Origin of the sequence: Myxococcus sp. RHSTA-1-4 (assembly GCF_020037125.1) — a bacterium.
GTDB lineage: Bacteria > Myxococcota > Myxococcia > Myxococcales > Myxococcaceae > Myxococcus.
Genome location: NZ_JAIQDG010000002.1, coordinates 270,206 through 295,304 on the forward strand (window position 1 = coordinate 270,206; position 25,099 = coordinate 295,304).

The 25,099-nt window shown below is 71.8% G+C and carries 15 protein-coding genes; 8 read left to right on the forward strand and 7 right to left on the reverse strand.

Annotation, left to right across the window (positions count from 1 at the left end; translation table 11 throughout):
* Positions 1–14 precede the first annotated feature (14 nt).
* Together K8638_RS04640 and phbB are read right to left on the reverse strand one after the other, a co-directional pair.
* On the reverse strand, positions 15–1,736 hold the full coding sequence (locus K8638_RS04640; RefSeq protein ID WP_223753175.1) for an alpha/beta hydrolase: 1,722 nt from the start codon (positions 1,734–1,736) through the stop codon (positions 15–17).
* Positions 1,737–1,752: 16 nt separating this feature from the next.
* Entirely contained in the window at positions 1,753–2,478 is a 726-nt protein-coding gene (gene phbB / locus K8638_RS04645) for an acetoacetyl-CoA reductase (RefSeq protein WP_223753176.1), read from the reverse strand.
* 144 nt (positions 2,479–2,622) lie between these two features.
* On the opposite strand from phbB, the gene K8638_RS04650 reads away from it, so the two are divergent.
* From K8638_RS04650 to K8638_RS04660, 3 genes are read left to right on the forward strand one after another with little or no spacing between them, the layout of a single operon-like run.
* Positions 2,623–3,804, forward strand: a complete 1,182-nt coding sequence (locus K8638_RS04650) for a patatin-like phospholipase family protein (RefSeq protein WP_223753177.1) — start codon at positions 2,623–2,625, stop codon at positions 3,802–3,804.
* 36 nt (positions 3,805–3,840) lie between these two features.
* A complete protein-coding gene (locus tag K8638_RS04655) occupies positions 3,841–4,188 on the forward strand; it encodes a hypothetical protein (RefSeq protein ID WP_223753178.1) in 348 nt (115 codons plus the stop codon).
* Positions 4,189–4,195: 7 nt separating this feature from the next.
* Positions 4,196–4,555 carry a hypothetical protein gene (locus K8638_RS04660; RefSeq protein WP_223753179.1) on the forward strand — a complete coding sequence of 120 codons (360 nt, stop codon included), beginning with the start codon at positions 4,196–4,198 and terminating at the stop codon, positions 4,553–4,555.
* 153 nt (positions 4,556–4,708) lie between these two features.
* Here K8638_RS04660 and K8638_RS04665 read toward each other — a convergent pair whose 3' ends face one another.
* The 3 genes from K8638_RS04665 to K8638_RS04680 form a co-directional block, all read right to left on the reverse strand.
* A complete protein-coding gene (locus K8638_RS04665; protein WP_223753180.1) occupies positions 4,709–6,079 on the reverse strand; it encodes a serine/threonine-protein kinase in 1,371 nt (456 codons plus the stop codon).
* 749 nt (positions 6,080–6,828) lie between these two features.
* A complete protein-coding gene (locus K8638_RS04675; RefSeq protein ID WP_223753416.1) occupies positions 6,829–7,161 on the reverse strand; it encodes a hypothetical protein in 333 nt (110 codons plus the stop codon).
* 508 nt (positions 7,162–7,669) lie between these two features.
* Positions 7,670–8,554 (reverse strand): LysR substrate-binding domain-containing protein, encoded by an 885-nt coding sequence (locus K8638_RS04680; RefSeq protein ID WP_223753181.1) that lies wholly within the window; start codon positions 8,552–8,554, stop codon positions 7,670–7,672.
* Positions 8,555–8,654: 100 nt separating this feature from the next.
* Here K8638_RS04680 and K8638_RS04685 point away from each other — a divergent pair, with 100 nt between their 5' ends.
* The 3 genes from K8638_RS04685 (at position 8,655) to K8638_RS04695 (ending at position 13,285) form a co-directional block, all read left to right on the forward strand.
* Positions 8,655–10,286 (forward strand): acetolactate synthase large subunit, encoded by a 1,632-nt coding sequence (locus K8638_RS04685; protein ID WP_223753182.1) that lies wholly within the window; start codon positions 8,655–8,657, stop codon positions 10,284–10,286.
* A 26-nt stretch (positions 10,287–10,312) separates the two neighbouring features.
* Entirely contained in the window at positions 10,313–11,746 is a 1,434-nt protein-coding gene (locus K8638_RS04690; protein WP_223753183.1) for an aldehyde dehydrogenase family protein, read from the forward strand.
* A gap of 132 nt (positions 11,747–11,878) precedes the next feature.
* Positions 11,879–13,285, forward strand: coding sequence for a serine hydrolase (locus K8638_RS04695; RefSeq protein WP_223753184.1), 1,407 nt, complete (start codon positions 11,879–11,881; stop codon positions 13,283–13,285).
* Positions 13,286–13,542: 257 nt separating this feature from the next.
* Here the strand turns inward: K8638_RS04695 and K8638_RS04700 are convergent, their stop codons facing one another.
* The gene (locus K8638_RS04700) at positions 13,543–16,056 is read right to left on the reverse strand and encodes a PAS domain S-box protein (RefSeq protein ID WP_223753185.1); all 2,514 of its coding nucleotides are present in this window, start codon (positions 16,054–16,056) and stop codon (positions 13,543–13,545) included.
* A gap of 116 nt (positions 16,057–16,172) precedes the next feature.
* On the opposite strand from K8638_RS04700, the gene K8638_RS04705 reads away from it, so the two are divergent.
* Positions 16,173–17,390 carry a proprotein convertase P-domain-containing protein gene (locus tag K8638_RS04705; RefSeq protein WP_223753186.1) on the forward strand — a complete coding sequence of 406 codons (1,218 nt, stop codon included), beginning with the start codon at positions 16,173–16,175 and terminating at the stop codon, positions 17,388–17,390.
* Between the two features lie 45 nt (positions 17,391–17,435).
* On the opposite strand, the gene K8638_RS04710 is transcribed toward K8638_RS04705, so the two are convergent.
* Positions 17,436–18,881, reverse strand: a complete 1,446-nt coding sequence (locus K8638_RS04710; protein WP_223753187.1) for an amidase — start codon at positions 18,879–18,881, stop codon at positions 17,436–17,438.
* 215 nt (positions 18,882–19,096) lie between these two features.
* Here K8638_RS04710 and K8638_RS04715 point away from each other — a divergent pair, with 215 nt between their 5' ends.
* Complete coding sequence (locus K8638_RS04715) at positions 19,097–25,078, forward strand: ATP-binding protein (RefSeq protein ID WP_223753188.1); 5,982 nt, start codon at positions 19,097–19,099, stop codon at positions 25,076–25,078.
* The last annotated feature ends 21 nt before the right edge of the window (positions 25,079–25,099 follow it).

Sequence of the window (25,099 nt, forward strand, 5' to 3'; positions counted from 1 at the left end):
GGGGAGGGGACGGACTACTCGGGCATGGCGCGCACCCGGACATAGCGGCCCGGGGCGGGCTCGAGGTACGCGGAAGGGGGGCGCGGCGCGGTGGGCTCCCCCGCGTGGGGGGCCAGCCAGGCGTCCCAGTCCGTCCACCACGAGCCCGGGTGGGCCCTGGCGCCCTCGCACCAGGCGTCGAAGGACGCCGGGCCTCCGGGCTCCTCGTGGGACTGATAGCCGTAGCGCCCGGGCGGCGGATGGATGATGCCGGCGACGTGGCCGGAGCCGGCCAGCACGAAGCGCACCGGGCCGCTCACGTGACGCGTGACCTGGTACACGGAGCGCGCCGGGGCGATGTGGTCCTCCCGGGCCGCCAGCACGTAGAGGGGCACGTGGATGCGGCGCAGGTCCAGCGGGACGCCGCCGAAGGACAGGGCGCCCGGCAGCACCAGCTGGTTGCGCAGGTAGAGGCTCCGCAGGTACGTGGCATGGGCCCGGGCGGCCATCCGCGTGGGGTCGGAGTTCCAGTACAGGAAGTCCAGCGGTGGCGGCTCTCGGCCCAGCAGCCAGGAGTCCACCGCGAAGGACCAGAAGAGGTCCCCCGCGCGCAGGAGGTTGAAGGTGCTCATCAGCGCCGGGCCCTCCAGGTAGCCCCGCTGGCGCATTCGCGCCTCCAGGTGCTCGAGCTGCCGCGCGTCCACGAACAGCCCCAGGTCCCCGGGCTCGCTGAAGTCCACCTGGGTGGCCAGCAGGGTGGCGCGGTGGATGCGCTGCTCGCCGCGCGCGGCCTGGTACGCCAGCGCCGCGGCGAGCAGCGTGCCTCCGCTGCAGTAGCCCAGGGCCAACACCTCGCGCTCGCCGGTGGCCCGCTCCACCGCGTCCAGCGCCGGCACCAGTCCCTGGAGCAGGTAGTCCTCCAGGTCCACCTCCGCGCAGCGCTCGTCCGGGTTGACCCACGAGAGGAGGAAGACGGTGTAGCCGCGCTCCACCGCCCAGCGGACGAAGGAGTTCTCCGGGCGCAGGTCGAGCACGTAGTACTTGTTGATCCACGGCGGGATGATGACGAGGGGACGCCGGTACACGCTCGGGGTGGTGGGCGTGTATTGAATCAACTGGAAGAGCGGCGCCTCGTGGACGACGTGGCCGGGCGTGGCGGCCAGGTCCACGCCCAGCTGGAAGGCGCCGGGCGCCACCATGCGGGGCACGAGCTGCCCGCCTCCGCGCTCCACGTCCTCGCGCAGCCGCTCCATGCCGCGCACGAGGTTGGCGCCGCGCGTGAGCAGGGTGGTGCGCAGCACCTCGGGGTTGAGCAGGGGATGGTTGGCGGGGGCCAGGGCCTCGGTGAGCTGCCGGGCGAAGAAGCGGGCCTGCCGGGCGGTGTGGGGCTCCAGGCCGGGCGCGCGCTCCACCACCTGCTGCAGCCACTCGGCACCGGCGTGGTGCGTGTGGCGCAGCAGGTCGAGCCACGGATTGTCGTTCCAGGCGGGAGCCCGGTAGCGGCGGTCTCCCCGGGGCGGCTGGGCGGGAGGCTCCCGCCACAGGGCCAGGAGCCGAGCCTCGAGCTCGCGCCCCGCTTCCTCCAGGCGGCCGGGCTCGGCGGACAGCCGCCGCAGCGCTTCGATGAAGGACTCGCGCAGGCCGTCCATGGCCCCGGGGGACGCCTGGGCACCCAGCGCCCTCCAGCGCGCCAGCGCCTCGCTCCCGAGCCGCAGCGCGCGGCCCAGGTTCTCCGCCAGCTCCTCGTGTGGCTGCATGGGCGGCTCCCGAGGCTCAGGCCATGTGCTGCCCACCGTTGATGGTGAGCGTGGAGCCGGTGATGAAGCCGGCCTCGTCCGAGGCCAGGAAGAGCACGGCCCGAGCGACCTCCACGGGCTGCCCCAGCCGGCCCACGGGAATGCGGGCGATGATTTCCTTCAGGACCTCCGGCTTGACCTTCCGGACCATGTCCGTGTCGACGTAGCCGGGTGCGACGAGGTTGACGGTGATGCCCCGCGAGGCGCCCTCGCGCGCCAGGGCCATGGTGAAGCCGTGCAGGCCCGCCTTGGCCGCCGCATAGGCAGTCTGGCCCACCTGCCCGGTCTGCCCGTTGATGGAGCCGAGGTTGATGATGCGGCCGAAGCCCCGCTCGCGCATGCCCGGCACGACGAGGCGGCACAGGTTGAAGCAGGCGGTGAGGTGCGTCTGGGTGACCTCGTACCACTGCTCGGGAGCCATGCGGTGGAGCATGGCGTCGCGGGTGACGCCGGCGTTGTTGACGAGCACCTCGACGGGGCCGAGCTGCTCGGACACCTGCAGCACCCCGGCCGTGCAGGCGATGGAGCTCCTGCCGTCGAGCTGGACGGAGGGGATGCCGGTGAGCTCCGTGAAGTCGCGCGCGGCGGCCTCATCGGACAGGTAGGTGGCGGCGACGCGGTAGCCCGCCTGATGCAGCGCCAGGGAAATGGCGGCGCCAATGCCGCGGGTGCCGCCGGTGACGAGTGCGACGCGTCCACTCATGGTCATGACTCCAGGAAGGGGTGGGGTGAGCCCCTGAGGGACGCCGCAGCGGGGCGGCCGTGAAGGCGGACGCAGGCCTTTCACAGGCGGCGCGCCGGGAGCGTCCTGGAGTGGAACCTCGATTCACCTCACGGGAGCCCCTGCATGAATAGCGAGCAGCTGACGTCGAACGAACTCCGGGATGACCTGCAGGTCGTCCTCGTCCTCCAGGGAGGAGGCTCGCTGGGTGCCTACCACCTGGGCGTGTACGAGGCGCTGGCGGAGCGGAACCTGCACCCCGACTGGGTGTCCGGCATCTCCATCGGTGCCTTCACCGCGGCCGTGCTGGCTGGCAACGCGCCCGAGCGCCGGGTGGAGCGCCTCAAGGAGTTCTGGCGCGAGGTCTCCTGGCCGGGCGAGTGGGGCAACTGGCTGCCGCCGCAGTGGCGCCGGGTGGCCAACATGGCCAGCCACGCCACGTCCCTGCTGCTGGGGCAGCCCCACTTCTTCGCCCCCCGCTGGGTGTCCCCCCAGATGGCGCCTCCGGGCACCGAGGACGCGCTGAGCTTCTACACCACCACCCCGATGCGCTCGACGCTGAAGCGGCTGGTGGACTTCGAGTACCTCAACAAGCGCGCGACGCGGCTGAGCCTGGGCGCCGCCCGGCTGAAGGACGGGGAGCTCGTCTTCTTCGACAACACCCGGGAGCGCCTCGGCCCCGAGCACGTGCTCGCCAGCGGCTCCCTGCCGCCGGCCTTCCCGCCCACCCGCGTCAACGGCGAGCTGTACTGGGATGGCGGGTGCGTCTCCAACACGCCCCTCAACGCCATCTTCGAGCAGCGGCTGGAGAAGCGCACGCTCATCTTCATGATCGACCTGTTCGACAAGTCGGGGCCGGAGCCCCGCAACATGGACGACGTGTTCTGGCGGGCCAAGAGCATTCAGTACGCCAGCCGCACCTCGCACCACCTGAAGAACCTCGCCCGCACCCACAACCTGAGCCAGCGGCTGGAGCGGGAGCGGAGCGTCGCGCAGGCCTTCTCCGGCGGCCCCAAGCATGAGCCGCCTCCGCGCACGGACATCATCCACCTGGTGTACCGGCGCGACGCGGACCAGATTGCCGACAGTGACGCGGAGTTCTCGAGGTGGTCCATCGAGGAGCGCCGTCAGCACGGCTACCGGGACATGAAGCGCGTGCTGGAGCTGGCGCCCTGGAAGGCCACGCGCGGAGGCGACTCGGGGGCGGAGTTCTTCTCCAGCTCCGGCGCGCGTCCGCAGGACAGCGACATGCTGGTCCACACCGCGGAGAGCGGCGGCGCGGAGATTGCCACCGCGCTGCACCTGTGAGCCACCCCGCCGCACCCGACCCAAGGAGAAGCAGACATGCCGAATGACAACGAGAGCCCGCGCCCGAGCGCGCAGCCGTGGTCCCCGCCGGACCCGGGGAAGCTGATGAACCTGATGCTGGAGGTGCCGGAGACGGTGCTGCTGGTGTACCAGCAGCTCGTGGCCGGAGCGCCCACGGCGCCGCTGACGGGGGCCTCCAAGATGCCCTGGGAGATGTGGAGCCAGGAGGGGGCGCGTCCGGACGGGCCCGTCAGGGGAACGCCCGCCGAGTCCCCGGGCTCGGCGGACCGGAGCGAGCCGCCGCACCCGCTCACCCTCTGGCTGCACATCGACGTGGCCGACTTCTGGCGGCGGTCGCTGCGGCCCTTCCGCAACGGGAACTGAGGCGCCCATGGCTCCCAACGACAAGGCCGCGCCGCGGACGTTCCAGGGCTTCACCTCCCTGGTGGACCCGCAGGCCTGGTGCTCTCTCTTCAGGCCCGCGTTCGAGTTCCAGCTCGGGCTGGCCCACTCCGTCTGGGGGAGGCACGCCGAGGCCGAGAGCGACGCGGAGGTCCGCGAGCGGCTGGACGGGGTCCTCGAGGGGCTGCTCGACGTGGCGGAGGCGCGGGGAACGCCGGAGGAGCTGGTTGCCCGGCGGCGGCTGCTGAGCGCCTATGCCGACATCCTCACCACCTACTCGGGCCTCCTGCGGGAGATCGCCGAGCGGATGGGCGAAGCGCCGCGGCCTTCCGTGCAGCGGGATTTCTGAGCCGCGGTTGCGTCGCGCCGAAGCGAGCCTCCGGGTCGAGAGACTCGGAGGCTCTTCGTGTTCCCGGAGTGCCGCCGCTCGAAGGGCTCGTCGATGAGCCAGGGAGAGCGCGCCTGGTAGAGGTGGGGTTCGAGCTCCCGGGCCAACGCTCGGTCATGGGGCGGGGCTGCCAGCGCGAACCGCGGGACTCGAGGTCGCCGGGCGCGGTCGTGCCAGGACGGGTGTGTAGCATTTGCCGTTGTACACGAAGGAGTCTTCGTCACAGTCCTTCGGGTCCTCACCGGACTTGAGCCAGCATCCGCCATTGATGGGGACCTGTGCCTTGCTACGGCATCGGCCGTTGGCATCTGGCCGTCTCTGGCCAGGGAATGGCTTCGGTGGCACCTCCAGGGCGATGGTCGACCACGCGGAGGGTTCTCGGGGGGGAGACACAGGGGCCGTGAGCGCCGAGTCTCCGACGGCCACGATGCCGCCATCCTTCGCATTGTCGGACACCGAAGCGTGCGCCTTTCCAACTTCTTCTCCGGGATGCGCGCTCAACACCCATCCGAATCCAAGCGCCAGCGCCCAGCCCAGGCCGGCTGCCGTGAGCCAGGAGCGCCTGGTGCGCGGAGTCTCTCGAGGCACGACGTGCGGTAGGGCGGCCTGGGTGGCCACGGGCCGAGGTGCCTCCCGGACGAAGAGGGGTACATCCGCCTCCGGTCCCACCTCTCGCACGGCTCGCTCCAGCGCTTCGGCCAGCTCGCGGGCAGTGCCGCGTGCCTCGGGGCTCGCGGAGAGCATCCGGGACGTCAACTCACTCAGCGCCTCGTGGCAGCGGGAGTTGAGCGCTCGCGGAGACGGGGACGCGGCTCCCTCCCCGTGTTTGAAACGGGCCGACGGGTCCAAGGGGTCCAAGCCGAAAGGGTACTCGTCGGTGAGCAGCCGGAAGGCGGTGACGCCGAGGGCGAAGACATCATCCGCGGGCCCTGGAGCGTAGGGGACGGCGGAGTCCCGGAAGGGGAGCTTCACGGAGCGCCAGGCCTCGGGCGAGCGATAGGGCGGCGTGCCGGGAGGGAGGGGATGCCACGTCAGCGTTGCGGCACCGATGTAGTGACCGGAGCCGAAGTCGGTCAGGAAGACGTGGTCATCCGCTGCGCGCACGAGGGCGTTGTCACCCTTGACGTCCCTGTGCACGCCGCCCGCGGAATGGGTCGCCGCCAAAGCTCCCGCGAGGCTGGCGAGGACGTGGAGCACCTGCCGCGAGGTGGGCCGTTGCTCCAGCGCCCAGTCATACAGCGACGCGCCTTCCACCAGCTCCATGGCGAGGTACGGATAGGAGAGGCCCGCGGGCTGTCGCCATTCTCCATGGTCCACGAGGCGGGGAACGTTGGGGTGGCGGATGCGAGAGAGGAGCTCCACCTCCCGAGCGAAGCGGTCATCCCGGGGATGCAGGGCTACCTTGAGTGCAACGGGGCCCGATGCCGGCTCCGCCCCGACGGCCCGGTAGACGGCGCCGTAGGCGCCCAGACCGCGACGCTCCACCACGCACCATGAGCCGACCCTCGTACCCAGGGGAAGGCGCGCCGGATTCAGGTGGCCAGGCTGCACGGGGGGCTCGCGATGAGGAAGGTGCTCCGATTCACAGCCAGGAGACTACTCCTGGAGTTGGGGGCAAATGGCAAGACTCCCTGGTGGGGCATTATTCAGGTGCGAATGTCTGGAGCGTACGAGATCCGGTGGCGTGCGAAGTCCCTGGACTTCCGAGCTCGTCCCCATTTCAGGCCCCCCGGGCCGCCCATGCCCGGAATGGAGCGTCCATTCCACGTGGCCCGCCAGGTCCCCCCGCCGCTCCTGGTTCCTGCCTCCCCGCCACGTCGGCCCCCTCCCGGGCCGCCCATGCCCGGAATGGAGCGTCCATTCCGCGTGGCCCGCCAGGTCCCCCGCCGCTCCTGGTTCCTGCCTCCCCGCCATGTCGGCCCGCTCCCGGGCCTCGAATGCCCGGAATGGAGCGTCCATTCCGCGTGACCTGCCCGGTCCTCGCCGCTCGCAGGACTCTGCCTACCCGCCATGTCAGACCCCAGGGCTATACAGGCCGCATTGAAAGGAACGTTCCTTTCAGGCGAGCGCCGCCTGGGGGCGGGGAGGGGAAGGGGTATGTGGACGGCGGAGCAGCTGTACCTCATGAGCATGCGGGACTCGGCGGCGGTGATGGCGCGGCGGGGCTACGGCAACGTACGGGCCGAGGAGATGGCGAGGGCCGCGAACCTGTCGGTGGGCAGCTTCTACCGGCGCTACGGCAGCAAGGGCGCCTTCGCCCACCGGGTGCGCCAGTGGGCCGATAGCGAGCTGTGCCGCATCGCGCGCATCGTCTTCGAGGTGGAGCCGAGCTCGCGGGAGGGCAGGGGCTTCCGCGAGGACTTCGAGGACTTCTGGCAGCAGCTGGCCTGGTTCGCGACGAGGAGGCCGGAGTGCTTCCACTTCGCCTTCATGCACTGGCACGAGGACTCGCTCGAGCCGCAGTCCTTCGGGAGCGAGGCGCGGGCGCTGGTGCGCGAGGTGCTGGCCCTCGGTGAGCGCGAGGGGGCGCTGGCGCCGGGCAGCGTCCGGGTGGGTGAGGGGCTCATCTGGGGAGCGCTGGGGGAGCTGGTGCTCGCGCTGGCCCGAAGAGAAGAGGCGTCGCTGGTCGAGGAGGACGTCAACGCCGCGGGACGGGCCCTGTGGAAGGCGCTGGCAGCGGAGACGGAAACCCCGCGCCGAGGCGATGGCACGCCTTCTCGAGGGGCGACACCGGAAGGCGATGGACCCTCGGACCCTGGCACTCCCCCGCATGGTGTGGTGGCCAGGGACGATTCAGGTGCCCGGAGTGATGGCCCGTCTCCTTCGGGGATGGCGTCGACGGATGGGCCTGGACCCTTGGCCACTGGCGTGCCCCAGCCTGGGATGGCGGCCGGCCACGGAGGATGCAGGTGCCCGGGACGTTTGCGCGACCCTGTCTGGTGCGGTGGCCACGGAGGATTCAGGTGCCTGGGGCGTTGGCTCTTCTCCGGGGCCGGCACGGGCAGAAGATGCTGCCTCGGCCCAGACATCGCCGGGCTGTGCCTTGAACCGCGCTGTCCATTACCGCGTCGTGCATCAGGCTCCATCCTCCTTGGCCCGTGCGCGTACCTCCGTCGCGAACAACTCCGCCGCCGGCGTGCGTGGCGCCCCCTTGCGCCACAGCAGTGCCGCCAGCTCGGACCGGGGCGCGGGAGACAGCCGCTTCACCACCAGCCGCTCGGCGTCGGACAGCCGCGGCTCCGGCAGCACGGTGACGGCGAGTCCCGCGCGCACGATGGCGAGCACCGTGGCCACCGCGTTCGACTCGAGTGCGACACGGGGCGCGAGCCGCATCGCCGCGAACCATGCGTCCACGCGCGAGCGCACCCGTAGCCCACGTGACAGGAGGGCGAACGGCTCGTCCACGAGCTGCCGCGTGCCCACGGACTCCGCTCCCGCCAGCGGGTGTCCCCGCGCGACGACGAGCGCAAGCCGGCTGTCGAAGACCGGCTCCGCGTCCAGGTCCGCCAGCCGCGCGGGCGCGTATCCCAGGCCCACGTCCAGCTTGCCGTCCGCGAGCCGCCGCTCCAGCCGCCGCACCACCGCCTCCTCCGCGCTCAACGCGAGCCCCGGGTGTCTGCGCAGCACGGCGGCCAGCGCGGGCACCACGATGCCTCGCATGCTCGGAGGATAGCCCACGCGCAGCGCACCCGTGGTGAGCCCCCGCAGCGAGCCCACCGCCGCCAGGCCCGCGTTCACGTCCTCCAGCGCACGCGACGCGTACGTGCGGAACAGCTTCCCCGCCTGGGTCAGCCGCACGCCGCTCCGGGCACGCTCGAAGAGCGGCGCGCCCAGCTCCTCCTCGAGCTGGCGGATCTGCTGCGACAGCGTGGGCTGCGAGACGTGCACGCGCTTCGCGGCGCGCCCGAAGTGCAGCGTGTCGGCGACGGCGGAGAAGTAGCGGAGGTGGCGGAGCTCCATGTCAGCACCATAGATGATGCCTATCGGGTCCATGGAAACAAACGAATGTACGAATCGAGACCCGCGGGTACATCTTCCTCGCCACGGAGGAGAGGGACCCATGAAGGCATCAGACCTGTTCGTCAAAGCGCTCGAGGCCGAGGGGGTGCGTGTCGTCTACGGACTGCCGGGCGAGGAGAATCTGGACCTGCTGGAGTCCATGCGCGCCGCCGGCATGCGCCTGGTCGTCACCCGGCACGAGCAGGCCGCGGGCTTCATGGCCGCCACGCAGGGCCGGCTCACCGGGCGGGCGGGCGTGTGCCTCGCGACGCTGGGCCCCGGGGCGACCAACCTCGTCACTGCCGCCGCGTACGCCCAGCTCGGCGCCATGCCCATGGTGATGCTGACCGGCCAGAAGCCCATCAAGGTCAGCAAGCAGGGCCACTTCCAGATTGTCGACGTCGTCGGGATGATGCGGCCCCTCACCAAGGCCACGCGCACGCTCGTCTCGGCGGAGCACGTCCCCTCGGCGGTGCGCGAGGCGTTCCGCCGCGCGGAAGAGGAGCGCCCCGGCGCCACGCACCTGGAGCTGCCCGAGGACGTGGCCCGTGAGTCCACCGACGCCGTCCCCCTGCCGCCGGGCGTCCTCCGCCGGCCCGTGGCCGACGAGGCCTCCATCGCGCAGGCGGTGGAGACCATCGCCTCCGCCCGCCGCCCGCTGCTGATGATTGGCGCGGGGGCCAACCGCAAGCTCACCTCGGAGATGCTCCGCGTCTTCGTGGACCGGGTGGGCATGCCCTTCTTCAGCACTCAGATGGGCAAGGGCGTGGTGGACGAGACGCATCCGCTCTGGATGGGCACCGCCGCGCTCTCCGACGGGGACTTCGTCCACCGGGCCATCGAGGCCTCGGACTGCATCGTCAACGTGGGCCATGACGTCATCGAGAAGCCGCCATTCGTCATGCGCGACGGCCGCCGCACGGTGGTCCACCTGAACTTCTCCTCGGCGGAGGTGGACCCCGTCTACTTCCCGCAGGTGCAGGTGACGGGCGACATCGCGAACGCGGTGTGGCGCATCGCGGAGGGGGTGGGCCCTCGCTCCCACTGGGACTTCGCTCCCCTCGAGCGCGCCCGTGCGGGGCTCGACGTCCAGCTCGCGAGCGGCGCGGCCGATGACCGCTTCCCCATCTACCCCGCGCGGCTCGTGGCGGAGGTGCGCCGCGCGATGCCGGACGACGGCGTGGTCTGCCTGGACAACGGCATGTACAAGCTCTGGTTCGCCCGGTACTACCGCTGCCGCCGGCCCAACACGCTGCTGCTCGACAACGCGCTCGCCACCATGGGCGCGGGGCTGCCGTCCGCCATCGCCGCGAAGCTGGTGCACCCGCGCCGCAAGGTGCTCGCGGTCTGCGGTGACGGCGGGTTCATGATGAACTCGCAGGAGCTGGAGACGGCGGTGCGCCTGAAGCTCGACCTGACGGTGGTCGTGGTGCGCGACGACGGCTACGGGATGATTCGCTGGAAGCAGGGGGAGATGGGCCTGCCTGACTTCGGCATGACGCTGGGCAACCCCGACTTCGTCCGCTACGCCGAGGCGTATGGCGCGCGGGGCCACCGCCCGGGGAGCGCCACCGAGTTCGGCGCCACGCTCGCCCGCTGCCTGGAGTCGGGCGGCGTGCACGTCATCGACCTGCCCATCGACTACTCGGACAACGCGCGGGCGCTCGGCGCGGGCGCCGAGGCGGAGCAGTGAACACGACACGGAAAGTGGGGAACGCCATGCTGGCTGAACGCTACCCGTACTACCTGGCCAACCGGCCCCGGCAGCCCAACGCGGAGCTGCCGGTGACGGACAAATACTCAGGGGAGGCCGTCACGCGCGTGGCCGTCGCCGACGCCGCCGCCGTGGAGGAGGCCATCGCCGCCGCGGTGCGGGCGGCGGGGCCCATGCGGAAGCTGGCGCCGTACGCGCGGCAGGAGGTGCTGGAGCACTGCGTGCGCCGCTTCCGCGAGCGGGCCGAGGAGCTCGCGCTGGCCCTGTGCATCGAGGCCGGCAAGCCCATCCGCGATGCCCGGGGTGAGGTCACCCGGCTGATTGAGACGTTCAAGGCGGCGGCCGAGGAGGCCGTGCGCGGCGGGGGCGAGGTCCTCAACCTGGAGGTGTCGAAGCGCACGGCGGGCTACCGGGGCTTCACCCAGCGCGTGCCGGTGGGGCCGGTCTCGTTCATCACCCCGTTCAACTTCCCGCTCAACCTGGTGGCGCACAAGGTGGCGCCCGCCATCGCCGCGGGCTGCCCCTTCGTCCTCAAGCCGTCGGACCGCACGCCCGTGAGCGCGCTGCTGATGGCGGAGGTGCTCGCCGAGACGGACCTCCCCGAGGGCGCCTTCTCCGTCCTCCCCACGCGGCTGGAGGACGTGGCGCCGTTCATCGAGGACGACCGGCTGAAGCTGCTGTCCTTCACCGGCTCGGAGAAGGTGGGGTGGGACCTCAAGGCGCGCTCTGGCCGGAAGAAGGTGGTGCTGGAGCTGGGCGGCAACGCGGCGTGCGTGGTGGACCGGGAGCCGGGCGCGGAGCTCGACTTCGTGGCGGACCGCATCGCGCATGGGGCCTTCTTCCAGGCGGGGCAGAGCTGCATCTCGGTGCAGCGGGTGCTGGTGCACGAGGAGCTGTACGGCGCGCTGCGCGAGCGGCTCGCCGCTCGGGCCCGGGCGCTGCGGGCGGGGAACCCCCGGGATGAGAGCACCACGCTGGGGCCCATGATTGACGAGCCCGCCGCTCGCCGGCTGGAGGGGTGGATTCAGCAGGCCGTGAAGCGTGGGGCGCGGGTGCTGGCCGGGGGAGGGCGGCGCGGCGCGCTTCTGGAGGCCACCGTGCTGGAGGGCGTGCCCGCCGACGAGCCGCTGTGCGCGGAGGAGGCGTTCGGGCCGGTGGTGCTGCTCCAGTCCTTCCGCACGTTCGACGAGGCGCTCCGCGTGGTGAACGACGCGCGCTACGGCCTGCAGGCGGGCCTCTTCACGCGGGATTGGTCGCGGGCGATGCAGGCGTGGGACGAGCTGGAGGTGGGAGGCGTCGTCGTGGGGGACGTGCCGAGCTTCCGCGTGGACACCATGCCCTACGGCGGCGTGAAGGGCTCGGGCCTGGGCCGCGAGGGCGTGAAGTACGCCATGGAGGACATGACCGAGCTGCGCCTGCTCGTGATGCGTCAGGGCTGAACCTCACCCACGGAATCCTGTCATCCGGCAACCATCTCGGCGCTCAGTGCCCGCCTCTTCAAAGCGCGAAGGGGCGGTGTTCTCTTGCTCGGCTCCCCATGGACAAGGCCTGTCCGGCCATCAGGAGCACTCATGCGTGTTGCCTTGCAGTCCTTCTCGGTGGTCTCAGTCTTCCTCGTAGGGCTGCTGACGGGCGGCCCCGCCGCCGCCGGTGATTCACTGCGCGAGCGAATCGATAACTTCGTTCGCGCGGAGCAGAAGCGGCAGAATGTGCCCGGTCTCGCCGTGGCCGTCGTGAGTCACGGCAAGGTCGTGCTGGCGAAGGGGTACGGCTTCGCCAACCTGGAGCATCGGGTTCCCGTGACGACGGACACCCTCTTCCAGTCCGCCTCCCTGGGTAAGCAGTTCACCGCGATGGTGGTGATGCTCCAGGTGGAGGCGGGCCGGATTTCGCTGTCCGACAGCATCACGAAGTACTTCCCCGACGCGCCCGCGTCGTGGGCCCCCATCACGATTCGCCACCTGCTGACGCACACCTCCGGCATCCGGGACCTGCAAGGGCTCATCGACGAGCGCAAGGACTACACGGACGAGGAGTTCGCGCGGCTCATCTACGCGCTGCCCCTGGATTTCCCCGCCGGCCTGCGGTGGAGCTACAGCAACTCCGGCTATGTCCTCCTGGGCCTCCTGGTGAACCGCGTCGCGGGGACCTCCTACGTCGACGTCCTCGGCGAGCACGTCTTCAAGCCGGCCCACATGAAGACGGCGCGCGGCATCAGCGAGGCGGACATCATTCCGAACCGCGCGGCTGGCTACCGGCTGGTCCGCGGCGAGGTGAAGAACCAGCGGTGGGTGTCGCCCTCGCTCAACACCACGGCGGACGGCTCGCTCTACTTCTCCCTGAAGGACCTGCTGGCCTGGGATGCCGCCGTGGATGCGCGCGCCCTCCTGACGCAGGGGAGCTGGCGGGAAATCCTGACGCCCGTGAAGCTCGACAGCGGCGCTCCCCATCCCTATGGCTTCGGGTGGTTCCTCGAGGAGCGCAACGGCAAGCCCCTGCACCAGCACACCGGCTCGTGGCAGGGCTTCAAGACCGCCTACTTCCGCTTCCTCGGGGACTCGCTCTCCGTCATCGTGCTGGCCAACCTCAGTCAGACGGACCCCGAGGCCTTCGCGAACGGCATTGCCGCTGTTGTCGACCCGGCGCTCGCCGTGCCCCCGCTGGCGCCCATTCAAGACCTGGAGCCGGAGGCCACCGCCCGGTTCACGACGCTGCTCGAGCAGGCCCGGGCCGGGACGATGGACCCGGCCGACTTCGCGTACGTCCCCTGGTGGTTCTTTCCGCATGGCGCGCTGAACTACCAGCGCTTGCTGCAAGGCCTGGGGCCGGCGGGGCCGCTGGTCCTGGCGAAGCGGGAAGTGGTGGGCGATGACCGCGTCTACACGTACCTGGTGGAGTTCGAGTCCGGGACCTGGCGCTACGTCGTGTCGCTCATCCCGGATGGTCGCGTGTCCTCCTTCATCCTGGAAGAGAACTAGCCGCACCGCTTGAAGCCCGCGGCGCGGTCTCCAGTCTCGAAGACCGCGCCGCGTTTCCCTGGGAGAAGCAGGTCTCAAAGGCTCTTGAAAATGCGCAGCCCGGTTGGATTGCCCCCCCCGGAGTCAGGGCACGGGGTGTATCCACCCGCGGACAGAAGGGCCCGCCGCCGCGTTGCGCCGGTGCGCGGAGCCCCCGAGAGCCAGGCCCACCATGCTCACCCGCGTCCACCTGGGGAACAACGCGTTCCGGCGCCGCGTCACGGCTGCGCCGGGGGGACCCGGGGCAGCTCGATGACGAACCTCGCGCCCTGCCCGGGCTCGCTCTCCACCCGAATCCACCCGCCGTGCGCCTCGACAATCTGCCGGGTGATGAAGAGCCCCAGCCCGAGCCCGCCGTAGTTGCGGGAGGCGGCGCGCTCGAAGCGCTCGAATATCTTCCCCTGGGACTCGCGCGCGATGCCCACCCCCTGGTCCTCGACGCTCAGCCGGGCCCTGTCCCCCTGAAGCGCGACCTCCATCCGGATGGGCTTGCCGGCGCCGTACTTCATCGCGTTCGTCAGCAGGTTGAGCATCACCTGCTCCAGCCGGAGCCGGTCCCACTGTCCGACCACCGGCCTCTCGGCGACGAGCTGGAGCTCGCATCTGGCCCTGCCGAACTGCTCCTGGAGGTGGCCCACGACGTCGCGAGCCACCTGCGCCAGGTCGACATCCTCCCGGCGGAGCTGGAGCCGGCTGTCATCGATGCGGGAGACGTCGAGCAGGTGCTCCACGAGGTGCGCCAGCCGCTTCAGTTGTTCGTCGAAGACGTCCAGCATGGCGGAGACCTTCCTCGCCAGCGGCGAGTCCTCGGGCTGGCGCGCGAGGGCCAGCTCCAGCTGCTGGGCGCGCAGCCTCATGGACGTCAGGGGCGTCTTCAGCTCGTGCGAGGCGATGGACAGGAACTCATCCCGGGTGCGGATGGATTCCTGGGCCTTGCGGTAGAGCCAGGCGTTGTCGATGGCGAAGGCCGCGCGGCGTCCCAGCTCCTCGATGAGGGGCAGGTCCGCCGGGCAGTCCGCCTGGGCCGGCTGTTCGAAAATCAGCGACAGCGCGCCGAGGATGCGGCCTCGCGCCCGGAGCGGCACGCTGACGGAGCGCTTCCCGTGGAGCGCCCTCAGGGCCTCCCACCGGGGCTCCTCCAGGGCGTCGTCGTCGAGCAGGCCCCAGGACTCCGGAGCGACTTCAGAGCGGCCGGTGGACATCACCCACGACGGGCCCCGGGCGGAGTCTGGCGCGGGCGGGTGGCGCTCGAGGAACTCGCGGAGCTGGAGGGCCCGGCCTCGCGAGCGGTCCGCGACCGCGACGGGCTGGAGGGCCGCCCCGTTGCTGGGCATGAAGACGACACACGTGCTCGCGAGCGTGGGGACGGCCAGCTCGGCCACGCGCTGGAGCGTGGCCGAGACGTCCAGCGTCGTCCCCAGCTCCCGGCTGACCTCGGCGAGGAAGCGCTGTGACAGCTCCATCCGCTTGCGCTCGGTGATGTCGGTGGAGATGCCGCAGATGGCATAGAGGGTGCCGGTGGAGTCGATGAGCGGGAACTTCTGCATCAGGTGGGTGTGGATGCCGTCCGCGTGGGGAACCCGCTCCTCGCGGACCACGGGCGCGCCGGTCTGGAAGATGGACAGGTTGGCCTGATGGAAGCTGTCGGCGACCTCCCGTGGGAAGAAGTCGTACGCGGTCCTTCCGGCGACCTCCTGCCGGGAGTGGTGGAAGAAGCGCTCCCACTGCCGGTTCGTGAAGATGTAGCGCTCCTGGGGGTCGAGGAGGAAGAAGGCGGCGGTCGCGTTGTCCAGGATGGCGCGCAGGCGCTTGTCGCTCTCCCGCAGCGCCTCCTCCGAGCGCTTCCGCTCCGTGACGTCGATGAGGACGGCGAGGGAGCGGAAGATTTCCCCGTTGGCGTCCCGCTCCGTGATGGCCGACAGGAGCACGTCGATGGGCTCGCCGTCCTTCTTCACGAACTGGTAGGGGACGTCCTTGCAGGACCCCGTCTTGAAGAACTCGGGAAGGACGACCTCCCGCGCGTACCGCTGGGACTCGGGCGTGAGGAACTCCACGGAGGGGCGTCCGATGACCTCCTCGCGCTTGTAGCCGAGCGTGCTCAGCCAGCAGTCGCTCACGCTGACGAGCCGTCCCTCGCGGTCGATGGAGTGCATCATCACGGGGGTGCTGTTGTAGAGCGAGCGGTACTTCTCGCGGCTCTTGCGCAGCTCCTCCGTCGCCGCCCTGAAGGGGGTGATGTCGTTGAGGACGGCGACCGCGCCGCGAAGCGCGCCCGTCGCATCCCGGATGGGCTGGGCGCTCGTCAGTATCCAGGTGCCGGCGGGCCGGGCGGAGTTCCGCAGGAACAGCTCCGTCCAGCTCGCGGACTCGCCGTGAAGGGCCCTGGCCAGCGGCAGTTGGTCGAAGGGACAGAGGGTCACCCGGTCGGGAAGGTAGAGGCCGTAGACCTCCGGCCACTTCTCGGGTGGCGCGTCCACCGGCCCGAACCCCAGGAGCTGCTCCGCCATGGGGTTGAAGAGCTTGAAGTGCCCGCACTCGTCCACCGCCGTCACGCCCTCGCTGATGCTGGCGAAGACCGACTCGAGAATCCGCTCCTGACTTCGCGTGTCCCCTCCGGCGCAGTCCTCCTTCCCCGCCTCGGTGAACTCTGGGTCCGGGCGCGAGGCCGGGTGCCCTGGGCTGTCGTGCAGGCGGGCCATGGAGCGGTTGGTGTGGGAAGGTGCCTCCATCATCAACGATGCTGACGCCGCAACCCGGCGCCAACCCGGCCCTTCGTGCGGCCTGAACGCGGCCAGCCATCCACGCGCTGCCTTCCCCGTTCCGTCTTCGCATGAGATACACGGAGGCCATGACCTCCCGATCTTTCTTCCTTGCCATGTCCATGGGACTTCCCGTCCTGCTGAGCTGTGGGGCTCCTGCTTCCGGAGAGCCCGTGGGTGCCTCCGTCATGGTGTCCCAGTCGCAGGCGCTGGCCGACGGAACTCCCGCCTCCACGGGGGTGCTGGCCTTCCTCAATGACCGCTCCACCACGCTGGCGGTGCTGGACACGGAGGTGCCGCTGGAGGTGCGCGCCGCGCAGGGCCTGATTGCCTGGCGTGCGGGCCCCGACGGCGTGGAGAACACGGCGGACGACCGCCGCTTCGTCTCCATTGCCCAGGTGGACGCGGTGCCCTACGTGGGCCCGGCCGCGCTCGCGGACCTGGAGTGGTACGCCCGGGGCACCGGCCGCGTGGCGGAGCTGCCGCTGGACGCGCTGGTGGGCAACTTCGACGGGCACGCCTTCACCCTGGCCGAGGCGCGGCGCACGCTTCGCGCGGCCAACACGGAGACCGCCGCCACGCTGCAGAACGGCTACGGCATTGCCCCGCTCGCGGTGCAGGACATCCTGGCCGCGCGTCCCATCGCGCACATGGTGGAGCTGTCCCGGCTGGCCCACGTGGACTCCACCGTGCTCCAGCGCTTCAAGCTCAACACCGCGCTGGCGCCCGAGGGGGACCCCTGCACCGGCGCGGGCACGTGCCAGCCGGGGCTGGTCTGCGAGGGCGTGCCGCATGACGGCTCCAGCCCCTACGGCCGGTGCATCAACCCCGCGCCCATTCCCGGCGACGGCGCCACGTGCTCCGTCTTCGCGCCGTGCCAGCCCGGGCTCGTCTGCCGGGGCATCCCCTCCGGAGCGCCGGAGGGCTGGTGCCGGCCCGCGTGGATGGCCGGGGAGTTCATCCAGTACGCGGACGTGTCACTGCCGTCGTCCGCCACGCCGGTGGAGTCCACCGTCGCCGTGGTGGGGCTGGCCACGGTGCCGGATGACATCACCGTGGAGCTGGACCTGGTGCACGCCTCGCCCCACCGGCTGGTGCTGACGCTGGTGGACCCGGGCGGGGACTCGGCGCTGCTGTGGGACGGGCCGAACGAGGGCACGCCTCCCTCGCGCATCTCCGTGACGCGGGGCATCTCTCGCGACAGCACCGTCAACGGCCGCTGGCTGCTGCGCGTCACCAACCCGTCCGGTGTGGGCAGCGGCACGCTGCGCTCGTGGAAGCTGAAGCTCAACAGCCGCTACGACTGACGCCGTTTCCGGGGCCGGCTCGGGTGGGCGAGCCGGCCCGCCGGCTCAGTCCGCCCGCGTGACGTGCACCGGCGGCCGGCGTCCTGCCCACGGGCGGGCCTCTTCCAACTGCCCGGCCAGCCGGAACAGCGTGGACTCGTCCGCGTAGCGCCCGGCGAACTGGACGCCGATGGGCAGGCCCTGCGCGTTCCAGTGGAGCGGCACGGACATGGCCGGCTGGCCGGTGACGTTGAACAGCGCGGTGAAGGGGATGAAGCCGAAGACGTACGTGTACCACTCCTCGGGCTCTCTCGGCACCATCGCGTCAAGCACGCCGAGCTTGTAGGGCGGCACCGCCACGGTGGGCGTCAGCAGCACGTCGTGCTCCACGAAGAAGGCCCCCACCGCGCGGGACACCTGGTTGAAGACGGCGAGCGCCCCCTGGAGCTCGGAGACCTTGAGCGCGCGGCCGAGCTGGACCGCCGCCCACGTGGTGGCCTCCAGGTTCTCCGGCCCCGGCGTGCGTCCCAGCATCCCGCCGAACACATCCGCCATGCCCATCATGGCCGAGGCCCAGACCTTCGTCATCGCGGAGTTCAGCGCCCCGGCATCGTACGTGGGGGCGGCCTCCACCACCTCGTGCCCCAGCTCCATGCACAGCCGCGCCGCGTTCTCGGCGGCGGCGACGCAGTCAGGGCTCACCGGCACACCCGAGGCGGCCGTCCGGGACAGCGCGATGCGCAGCCGGCCCGGCTTGTGCTGGACCTCCTCCAGGAACGGGCGCTGTGGCGGGGGCGCGTGGTACGGGTCGCCCACCTCCGGCCCGTGCGTGGCGTCCATCATCGCCGCGCTGTCGCGCACCGTGCGGGACACCACGTGCTCGATGGCCATGCCGTTGAGGAGCTCGCCCACGTCCGGACCGAGGGAGATTCTGCCGCGGGTGGGCTTCAGGCCGAAGACACCGGAGAGGGACGCGGGGATGCGGAGCGAGCCTCCGCCGTCGTTGCCATGGGCCACCGGGACGATGCCCGCCGCGACCGCCGCCGCGGAGCCGCCGCTGGAGCCTCCCGGGCTGTGCTCCAGGTTCCATGGGTTGCGCGTGGGCCCGTGGAGGACGGGCTCGGTGGTGGCGTTGTTGCCGAACTCGGGCGTGTTGGTGCGGCCCAGCAGCACCAGGCCGGCCCGCCTGAAGCGCGCCATCAGCGCGCTGTCATGCGGGTGCACGAGCCCCTGCGTCAGCCGGCTGCCCAGGTCCGTGGGCACGCCCGCGGCGTGAATCGCCAGGTCCTTGATGAGGAAGGGCACGCCGTGAAAGGGCCCCTCCGGAAGGCCCCGCTTCACGGTGTCCAGCGCCTCCGCCTCGCGCACGTCGATGACGGCGTTGAGCCGCGGGTTGACTCGCGCGATGGCGGAGGCCGCCGTCCGCACCAGCTCCTCGGGAGTGACTTCCTTGCGGCGGACCAGTTCCGCCAGCCCCACCGCGTCGTAACGACTGTAGTCGTCCAGATGCATGAGTCCTCGCTTGCTCGCGCTCCGGGAAGGGAAGCATGTGCTCGGGGCGTGCGGCCGAGGATACTCCCGGCCACCTCGGGTCCGCTGACGCGGCCGCCCATGGACGAGGGAGGGGCGGGGCGAGCCGTTGTCCAGTGCACCCATGCTCGAGGGGGGCCGGCAAAAGCCGCGCTGTGTCACCCGGCGGACTGTTAGACGAGATGGCCTGGATGCCCATGAAGAACGACTCGGTCCACGACATCTTCGACAGGGGAGGCGAGATGGGGGCGCTGATGCGCTCCTTCGACTGGGCGCGGACTCCGCTGGGCCCCGTGGAGACGTGGCCCACCAGCCTGCACACCGCGCTGGGGCTGGTGCTCGGCGGCCGCTTCCCCATGCTCCTCTGGTGGGGGGAGCAGCTCATCCAGCTCTACAACGACGCGTACCGGCCCATCCTCGGGAGCAAGCATCCGCGCTCGCTCGGTGCCTCCGGGGCGGAGGTGTGGGCGGAGATATGGCACATCATCGGCCCGCAGGCGGAGGACGTCCGCGCGGGGGGGCCGGCCACCTGGAACGAGCACCTGCTGCTGCCCATGCAGCGCAGGGGGTTCCTCGAGGAGACGTACTTCACCTTCTCGTACAGCCCCGTGCCGGACGACTCGGGCGGGGTGGGCGGCGTCCTGGTGACGTGCCAGGAGACGACCGCGCAGGTGCAGGACGCGCGGCAGCTGCGGACGCTGCGCGACCTGGGGGCCTCGCTCGTGGAGACGCGCTCCGCGGAAGAAGCCTGTGAGGTGGCCGCGCGCATCCTCGGCGCCAACGCCGCGGACGTGCCCTCCTGCCGCGTGTTCCTCGCCGGGGAGGCGGGCGCGGTGGCCCGGAGGGTGGCCGTCTCGGGCACCCTTGGAGCCGGCGAGCCGGCGGGGCCCTTCCCCATCGCCCTGGAGGATGGGACGCCACAGGAGGGGCCGTGGCCGCTCGGCCAGGTGGCGCGCACCGGGCAGCCCGCCGTCGTCCGCGAGCTGGCGCCGCCCGTGGAGCCGGCCATCTGCGTGCCCCTGTCGCGTCCGGGCCAGCCCCACGTGGATGGCTTCCTCGTGTGCGGGACGAACCCGCGGCGTGTGCTGGACGAGAGCTATCTGGGCTTCTTCCGGCTCGCCGCCGACCAGGTGGTGACGGCCATCGCCAACGCGCACGCGTGGCAGGAGGAGCGCCGCCGGGCCGAGGCGCTCGCGGAGGCGGATTGGGCGAAGACGCTCTTCTTCAGCAACGTCTCCCACGAGTTCCGGACGCCGCTGACGCTGATGCTGGGGCCGCTCGAGGACAGCCTGACGGACACGCAGCACCCGCTGCCGGAGCCGCAGCGCGAGCGCATGGAGCTGGTGCGCCGCAACGGCCTGCGCCTGCAGAAGCTGGTCAACAGCCTGCTGGACTTCGCGCGCATCGAGGCGGGGCGGGCGAAGGCCCACCTCGTTCCCACGGACCTCGCCACCCTCACCGCGGACCTGGCCAGCGCGTTCCGCTCGACGATGGAGGTGGCGGGCCTGTCGCTCACCGTGGACTGCCCGCCGCTGCCGGAGCCCGTCCACGTGGACCCGTCCGCGTGGGAGAAGGTCGTCCTCAACCTGCTGTCCAATGCCTTCAAGCACACGCTGCGGGGCGGAGTCCGCGTGGCGCTGCGGTGGCTGGGCGACCGGGTGGAGCTGTCCGTGCAGGACACCGGCACCGGCATTCCGCCCGGGGAGCTGCCCCGCATCTTCGAGCGCTTCCACCGCGTACAGGGCGCGCCGGGCCGCAGCCACGAGGGCAGCGGCATCGGGCTCGCGCTGGTGAGCGAGCTGGTGAAGCTGCAGGGCGGCACCGTGGGCGTGCGCAGCACCCTGGGGCAGGGCACCACCTTCACCGTGACGCTGCCCACGGGCACCGCCCACCTGCCCGCCGGGGAGTCCCCCTCGGGGGGGCGCCCCTTCGCTTCCAGCGGGGCCGCCGCCTTCCTCGTGGAGGCGACCCAGTGGAGCAACCTGTCCGCGTCCGGGCCCTCGAAGGAGCGAAGCGCCGCGGGGCCGGTGCAGTCCACGCTCCAGACGGGGGCGCGCATCCTGGTGGTGGACGACAACGCGGACATGCGCGGCTACCTCGTGCGCCTCCTCTCCGCGCACTGGCACGTGGAGGCGGTGGGGGACGGTCCGCGGGCGCTGGCCGCGGCGCGCGCGCGGCCTCCCGACCTGGTCCTCTCCGACGTGATGATGCCGGGGCTGGACGGGCTGGGCCTGCTGCGGGAGCTGCGCGCGGACGAGCGCACCCGCACCACGCCCGTGGTGCTCCTGTCCGCCCGGGCCGGGGAGGAGGCCACGGTGGATGGGCTGACGGCGGGCGCGGACGACTACCTCGTCAAGCCCTTCTCGGCCAGCGAGCTGCTCGCCCGCGTCAACGCGCAGCTCACCCTGTCCCGCCTGCGCCAGGAGGCGCTCGCCGCGGAGCGCGCCCACACGGACGAGGCCACGCGCCTGCTCGAGGAAGCCGAGCGCGCCACGCGCTCGCGTGAGGAGATGCTCGCCGTCGTCAGCCACGACCTGCGCACGCCCCTCACGTCCGTCTTCACCTGCGTGGAGTTGATGGAGCGCTTGCTCACCGGCGAGGGCCGCGAGGCCACCTTGAGGAAACACGTCGCCACCATCCGCCGCGCGGCGGGGCGGATGAAGCGGCTCATCGGCGACCTGCTGGACCTGGCGAGCATCGACTCCGGGACGCTGTCGCTGGACCGGCAGCCGCACGCGCCGGAGGAGCTGGCGCGCGAGGCGCGCGAGGCGTTCGAGCCGCTGGCCCTGGAGAAGGGGGTGGCCTTCACCACCCACGTCGAGCCCGCGCTGCCGGTGCTCGTATGTGACAGGGAGCGCGTCTTCCAGGCCCTGTCCAACGTGCTGTCCAACGCCATCAAGTTCACTCCCCCGGGGGGCCGCGTGGACCTGCGGGTGTGCGCGGATGGGGAGGGCGGGGTGGGCTTCTCCGTGGAGGACACCGGCCCGGGGATTCCCGCCGAGGCGCTCTCGCGCGTCTTCGAGCGCCACTGGCACACCGCGCAGCGGGGGCGGGAGGGCCACGGCCTGGGGCTGCCCATCGCCCAGGGAATCATCGAGGCCCACGGTGGGCGCATCGGCGTGACGAGCACGCCGGGCCAGGGAAGCTGCTTCTCCCTCCGGCTCCCGGGGGGAGCGGCGCGGGAAGAGCGGCCCGAGAGGCGCGAGCCGGGAGGGCCGGCGCTGGCGCGGCTTCCGGCCGGCGGCGCACTCTTCGAGGGCGGGGGAGAGCTGGGCGAGCTGATGCGCTCCACCGACTGGGGGAAGACGGCGCTGGGGCCCATCGAGACCTGGCCGCAGAGCCTGCGGACCGCCATCAGCATGGTCCTCCCGTCGAGGTTCGCGATGGTGGTCGCCTGGGGACCGGAGTTCCGCTTCTTCTACAATGACCGGTACCGGCCCATCCTCGGCGACAAGCATCCCGCCGCGCTGGGCACTCCGGCCTGGTCCATCTTCCCGGAGGCGTGGTCCGTCGTGGGCCCCATGTTCGAGCGGGCGCGGGGCGGCGAGTCCATCGCGCTGGAGGACCTGCTCGTGCCGCTGTACCGGAGCGGCTACCTGGAGAACGCCTGGTTCACCATCGCCTACAGCCCCATCCGGGAGGAGTCCGGCGGAGTCGGCGGCATGCTCGCGGTGGTCGCGGAGACGACGGAGCGCGTGGAGGGGGAGCGGCGGCTCGCGACGCTGCGCGCGCTGGCGCGCCAGGTGTCCGACGCAAGGACTGTCGACGGAGCGCTCGAGGTCGCCGCGGCCATCTGCTCGAAGAACCCCACCGATGTTCCGTTCGCGCTGCTGTATGTCACCGAGGGAGACGGGAAGCGGGCCCGGCTCGCGGCGTGTGCCGGGCTGTCCCCGGGACAACCCGGTGCGCTCCTCGAGGCCGACCTCCGGGAGGAAGGTGAGGCGCCGGGCTGGCCGCTCGCCCGGGCGCTGCGCTCCCGCCAACCCGAGGTGGTGACGGATGTCCTCTCCCGGTTCGGCGCGCTCCCGGGAGGCACGTGCCCGGAGCCCGCGCACACCGCGGTCGTCCTTCCGCTGGCGAAGGCGGGAACGGGCAGGACGCACGGCTTCCTGGTGGCGGGTGTCAGTCCCCGCAGGGCGCTCGACGAGCGCTACCGCGCGTTCTTCGAGCTGATGGGCGAGCACGTGACGGCGGCCATCGCGAACGCCACCGCCTATGAAGACGAGCACCGCCGGGCCGAGTCCCTGGCGGAGCTGGACCGGGCGAAGACGGCCTTCTTCTCCAACATCAGCCACGAGTTCCGCACGCCGCTCACGCTCCTGCTGGGCCCGGTGGAGGACGCGCTGGCGGACCCGGCGAAGCCGCTCACGGGCGAGCGGCTCGCCATGGTGTGGCGCAACGTCCTGCGGCTGTCGCGGATGGTCAACGGCCTGCTCGACTTCTCCCGCGTGGAGGCGGGGAGCGCGCAGGCCGTGCTCGTCCCCACCGACCTGGGCGCCTTCACGTCGAGCCTGGCGAGCGCCTTCCAGTCCGCCGCGGAGCACGCGGGGCTGAAGCTGACGGTGGACTGTCCACCGCTGCCCGCGCCCGTCCTCGTGGACCCCGAGCTGTGGGAGAAGGTCGTGTTCAACCTCCTCTCCAACGCGGTGAAGTACACCCACCAGGGGGAGATTGGCGTCTCGCTGCGGAGGGAGGACGGGCAGGCCGTGCTCGCCGTGCGGGATACCGGCGTGGGCATTCCCGAGGACGCGCTCCCGCACCTCTTCGAGCGCTTCTACCGGGTGCGGACCACGCGGGGCCGCAGCCACGAGGGCACGGGCATCGGCCTGTCGCTGGTGGGGGAGCTGGTGAAGCTGCACGGCGGCACCGTGGAGGTGGCGAGCAGGCCGGGCGAGGGGAGCACCTTCACCGTCCGGCTGCCGACGCGGAATGCGCCCGCGGGGGAGCCCGTGGTGGGCGCGCGCCCGGTGGTGGCGGAGGCGGCCGCCTTCGTCGAGGAGGCCCGCCGCTGGGCGGAGGGCGTGGAGGACTGGGGGGAGGCCGGGGCGCCGGCCGGGAGGGACTCCGTGCTGTCGGGGGCGCGCATCCTGGTCGCGGACGACAACGCGGACCTGCGGGCCTACGTCACCGGGCTGCTGCGCCAGGACGCCTCGTGGGTGGAGGCGGTCGCGGACGGGAACTCGGCGCTGGAGCGGGCGCGCGAGTGGCAGCCGGACCTCGTGCTCTCCGACGTGATGATGCCGGGGCTGGACGGCTTCGCGCTGGTGCGCGAGCTGCGCGCGGATGCTCGCACGCGGACCGTTCCGGTCATCCTGCTGTCCGCGCGCGCGGGCGAGGAGGCGACGGTGGAGGGGCTGGGGGCCGGGGCGGATGACTACCTGGTGAAGCCGTTCAGCGCGCGGGAGCTGCGGGCCCGGGTGCGCGCCACGCTGGAGCTGGCGCGCGCGCGCCGGGAGGTGGGGGTGCACGAGGCACGGGAAGCGTCCCTGCGGGAGGCGGTGCGGGCCCGGGACGAGTTCCTGTCCGCCGCGAGCCACGAGCTGAAGACGCCGCTGGCCGCGTTCCGGTTGAACCTGGACCTCATCGAGCGGGGGCTCAGCGCGGACTCACGCGCGCGCGTCAGCGACAAGCTGGTGGCGGCGAGCCGCCAGGTGCAGCGCCTGCGCGTGCTGCTGGAGCGGCTGCTGGACGTCTCGTTGATGACGACGGGGCGGTTCCAGCTCTCGCGGAGCCGGATGGACCTGGGCGCCCTCGTGCAGGAGACGGTGGGCCAGCTCCGGGACGAGCTGGCGCGGGGCGGGACACACGTCGAGGTGTGGGCGGAGGACGGGGTGAGTGGCGACTTCGACGCGGCGCGGGTGCGGCAGGTGCTGACGAGCCTGCTCCAGAACGCGGCGGCCTACGGCCAGGGCCAGCCCGTGGAGGTGAGTCTCGCGAAGCGGGGCGCGCGGGCCCGCCTCGGCGTCGTGGACCACGGGATGGGCATCCGCCCGGAGGACCGGGCCCGCATCTTCGAGCGCTTCGAGCGGGCCGTCTCCACGCGCCACCACAGCGGGCTGGGCGTGGGGCTGTGGACCGCGCGGGTCATCGTGGAGGCCCACGGTGGCACCATCTCCGTCGAGGACACTCCGGGCGGTGGCGCCACGTTCGTCGTGGAGCTGCCGCTCGGAGAGGCCTGACGGAGGTGAGGCGCGGCGGCC

Bases quoted from the DNA above. Each gene is read 5' to 3' on its own strand.
- K8638_RS04710 (WP_223753187.1), bottom strand. From the start codon at position 18,881: ATGCATCTGGACGACTACAGTCGTTACGACGCGGTGGGGCTGGCGGAA.
- K8638_RS04690 (WP_223753183.1), top strand. From the start codon at position 10,313: ATGCTGGCTGAACGCTACCCGTACTACCTGGCCAACCGGCCCCGGCAG.
- K8638_RS04680 (WP_223753181.1), bottom strand. From the start codon at position 8,554: ATGGAGCTCCGCCACCTCCGCTACTTCTCCGCCGTCGCCGACACGCTG.
- K8638_RS04715 (WP_223753188.1), top strand. From the start codon at position 19,097: ATGAAGAACGACTCGGTCCACGACATCTTCGACAGGGGAGGCGAGATG.
- K8638_RS04675 (WP_223753416.1), bottom strand. From the start codon at position 7,161: ATGAGCCCCTCACCCACCCGGACGCTGCCCGGCGCCAGCGCCCCCTCG.
- K8638_RS04685 (WP_223753182.1), top strand. From the start codon at position 8,655: ATGAAGGCATCAGACCTGTTCGTCAAAGCGCTCGAGGCCGAGGGGGTG.
- K8638_RS04705 (WP_223753186.1), top strand. From the start codon at position 16,173: ATGACCTCCCGATCTTTCTTCCTTGCCATGTCCATGGGACTTCCCGTC.
- phbB (WP_223753176.1), bottom strand. From the start codon at position 2,478: ATGAGTGGACGCGTCGCACTCGTCACCGGCGGCACCCGCGGCATTGGC.
- K8638_RS04650 (WP_223753177.1), top strand. From the start codon at position 2,623: ATGAATAGCGAGCAGCTGACGTCGAACGAACTCCGGGATGACCTGCAG.
- K8638_RS04640 (WP_223753175.1), bottom strand. From the start codon at position 1,736: ATGCAGCCACACGAGGAGCTGGCGGAGAACCTGGGCCGCGCGCTGCGG.
- K8638_RS04700 (WP_223753185.1), bottom strand. From the start codon at position 16,056: ATGATGGAGGCACCTTCCCACACCAACCGCTCCATGGCCCGCCTGCAC.
- K8638_RS04695 (WP_223753184.1), top strand. From the start codon at position 11,879: ATGCGTGTTGCCTTGCAGTCCTTCTCGGTGGTCTCAGTCTTCCTCGTA.
- K8638_RS04655 (WP_223753178.1), top strand. From the start codon at position 3,841: ATGCCGAATGACAACGAGAGCCCGCGCCCGAGCGCGCAGCCGTGGTCC.
- K8638_RS04660 (WP_223753179.1), top strand. From the start codon at position 4,196: ATGGCTCCCAACGACAAGGCCGCGCCGCGGACGTTCCAGGGCTTCACC.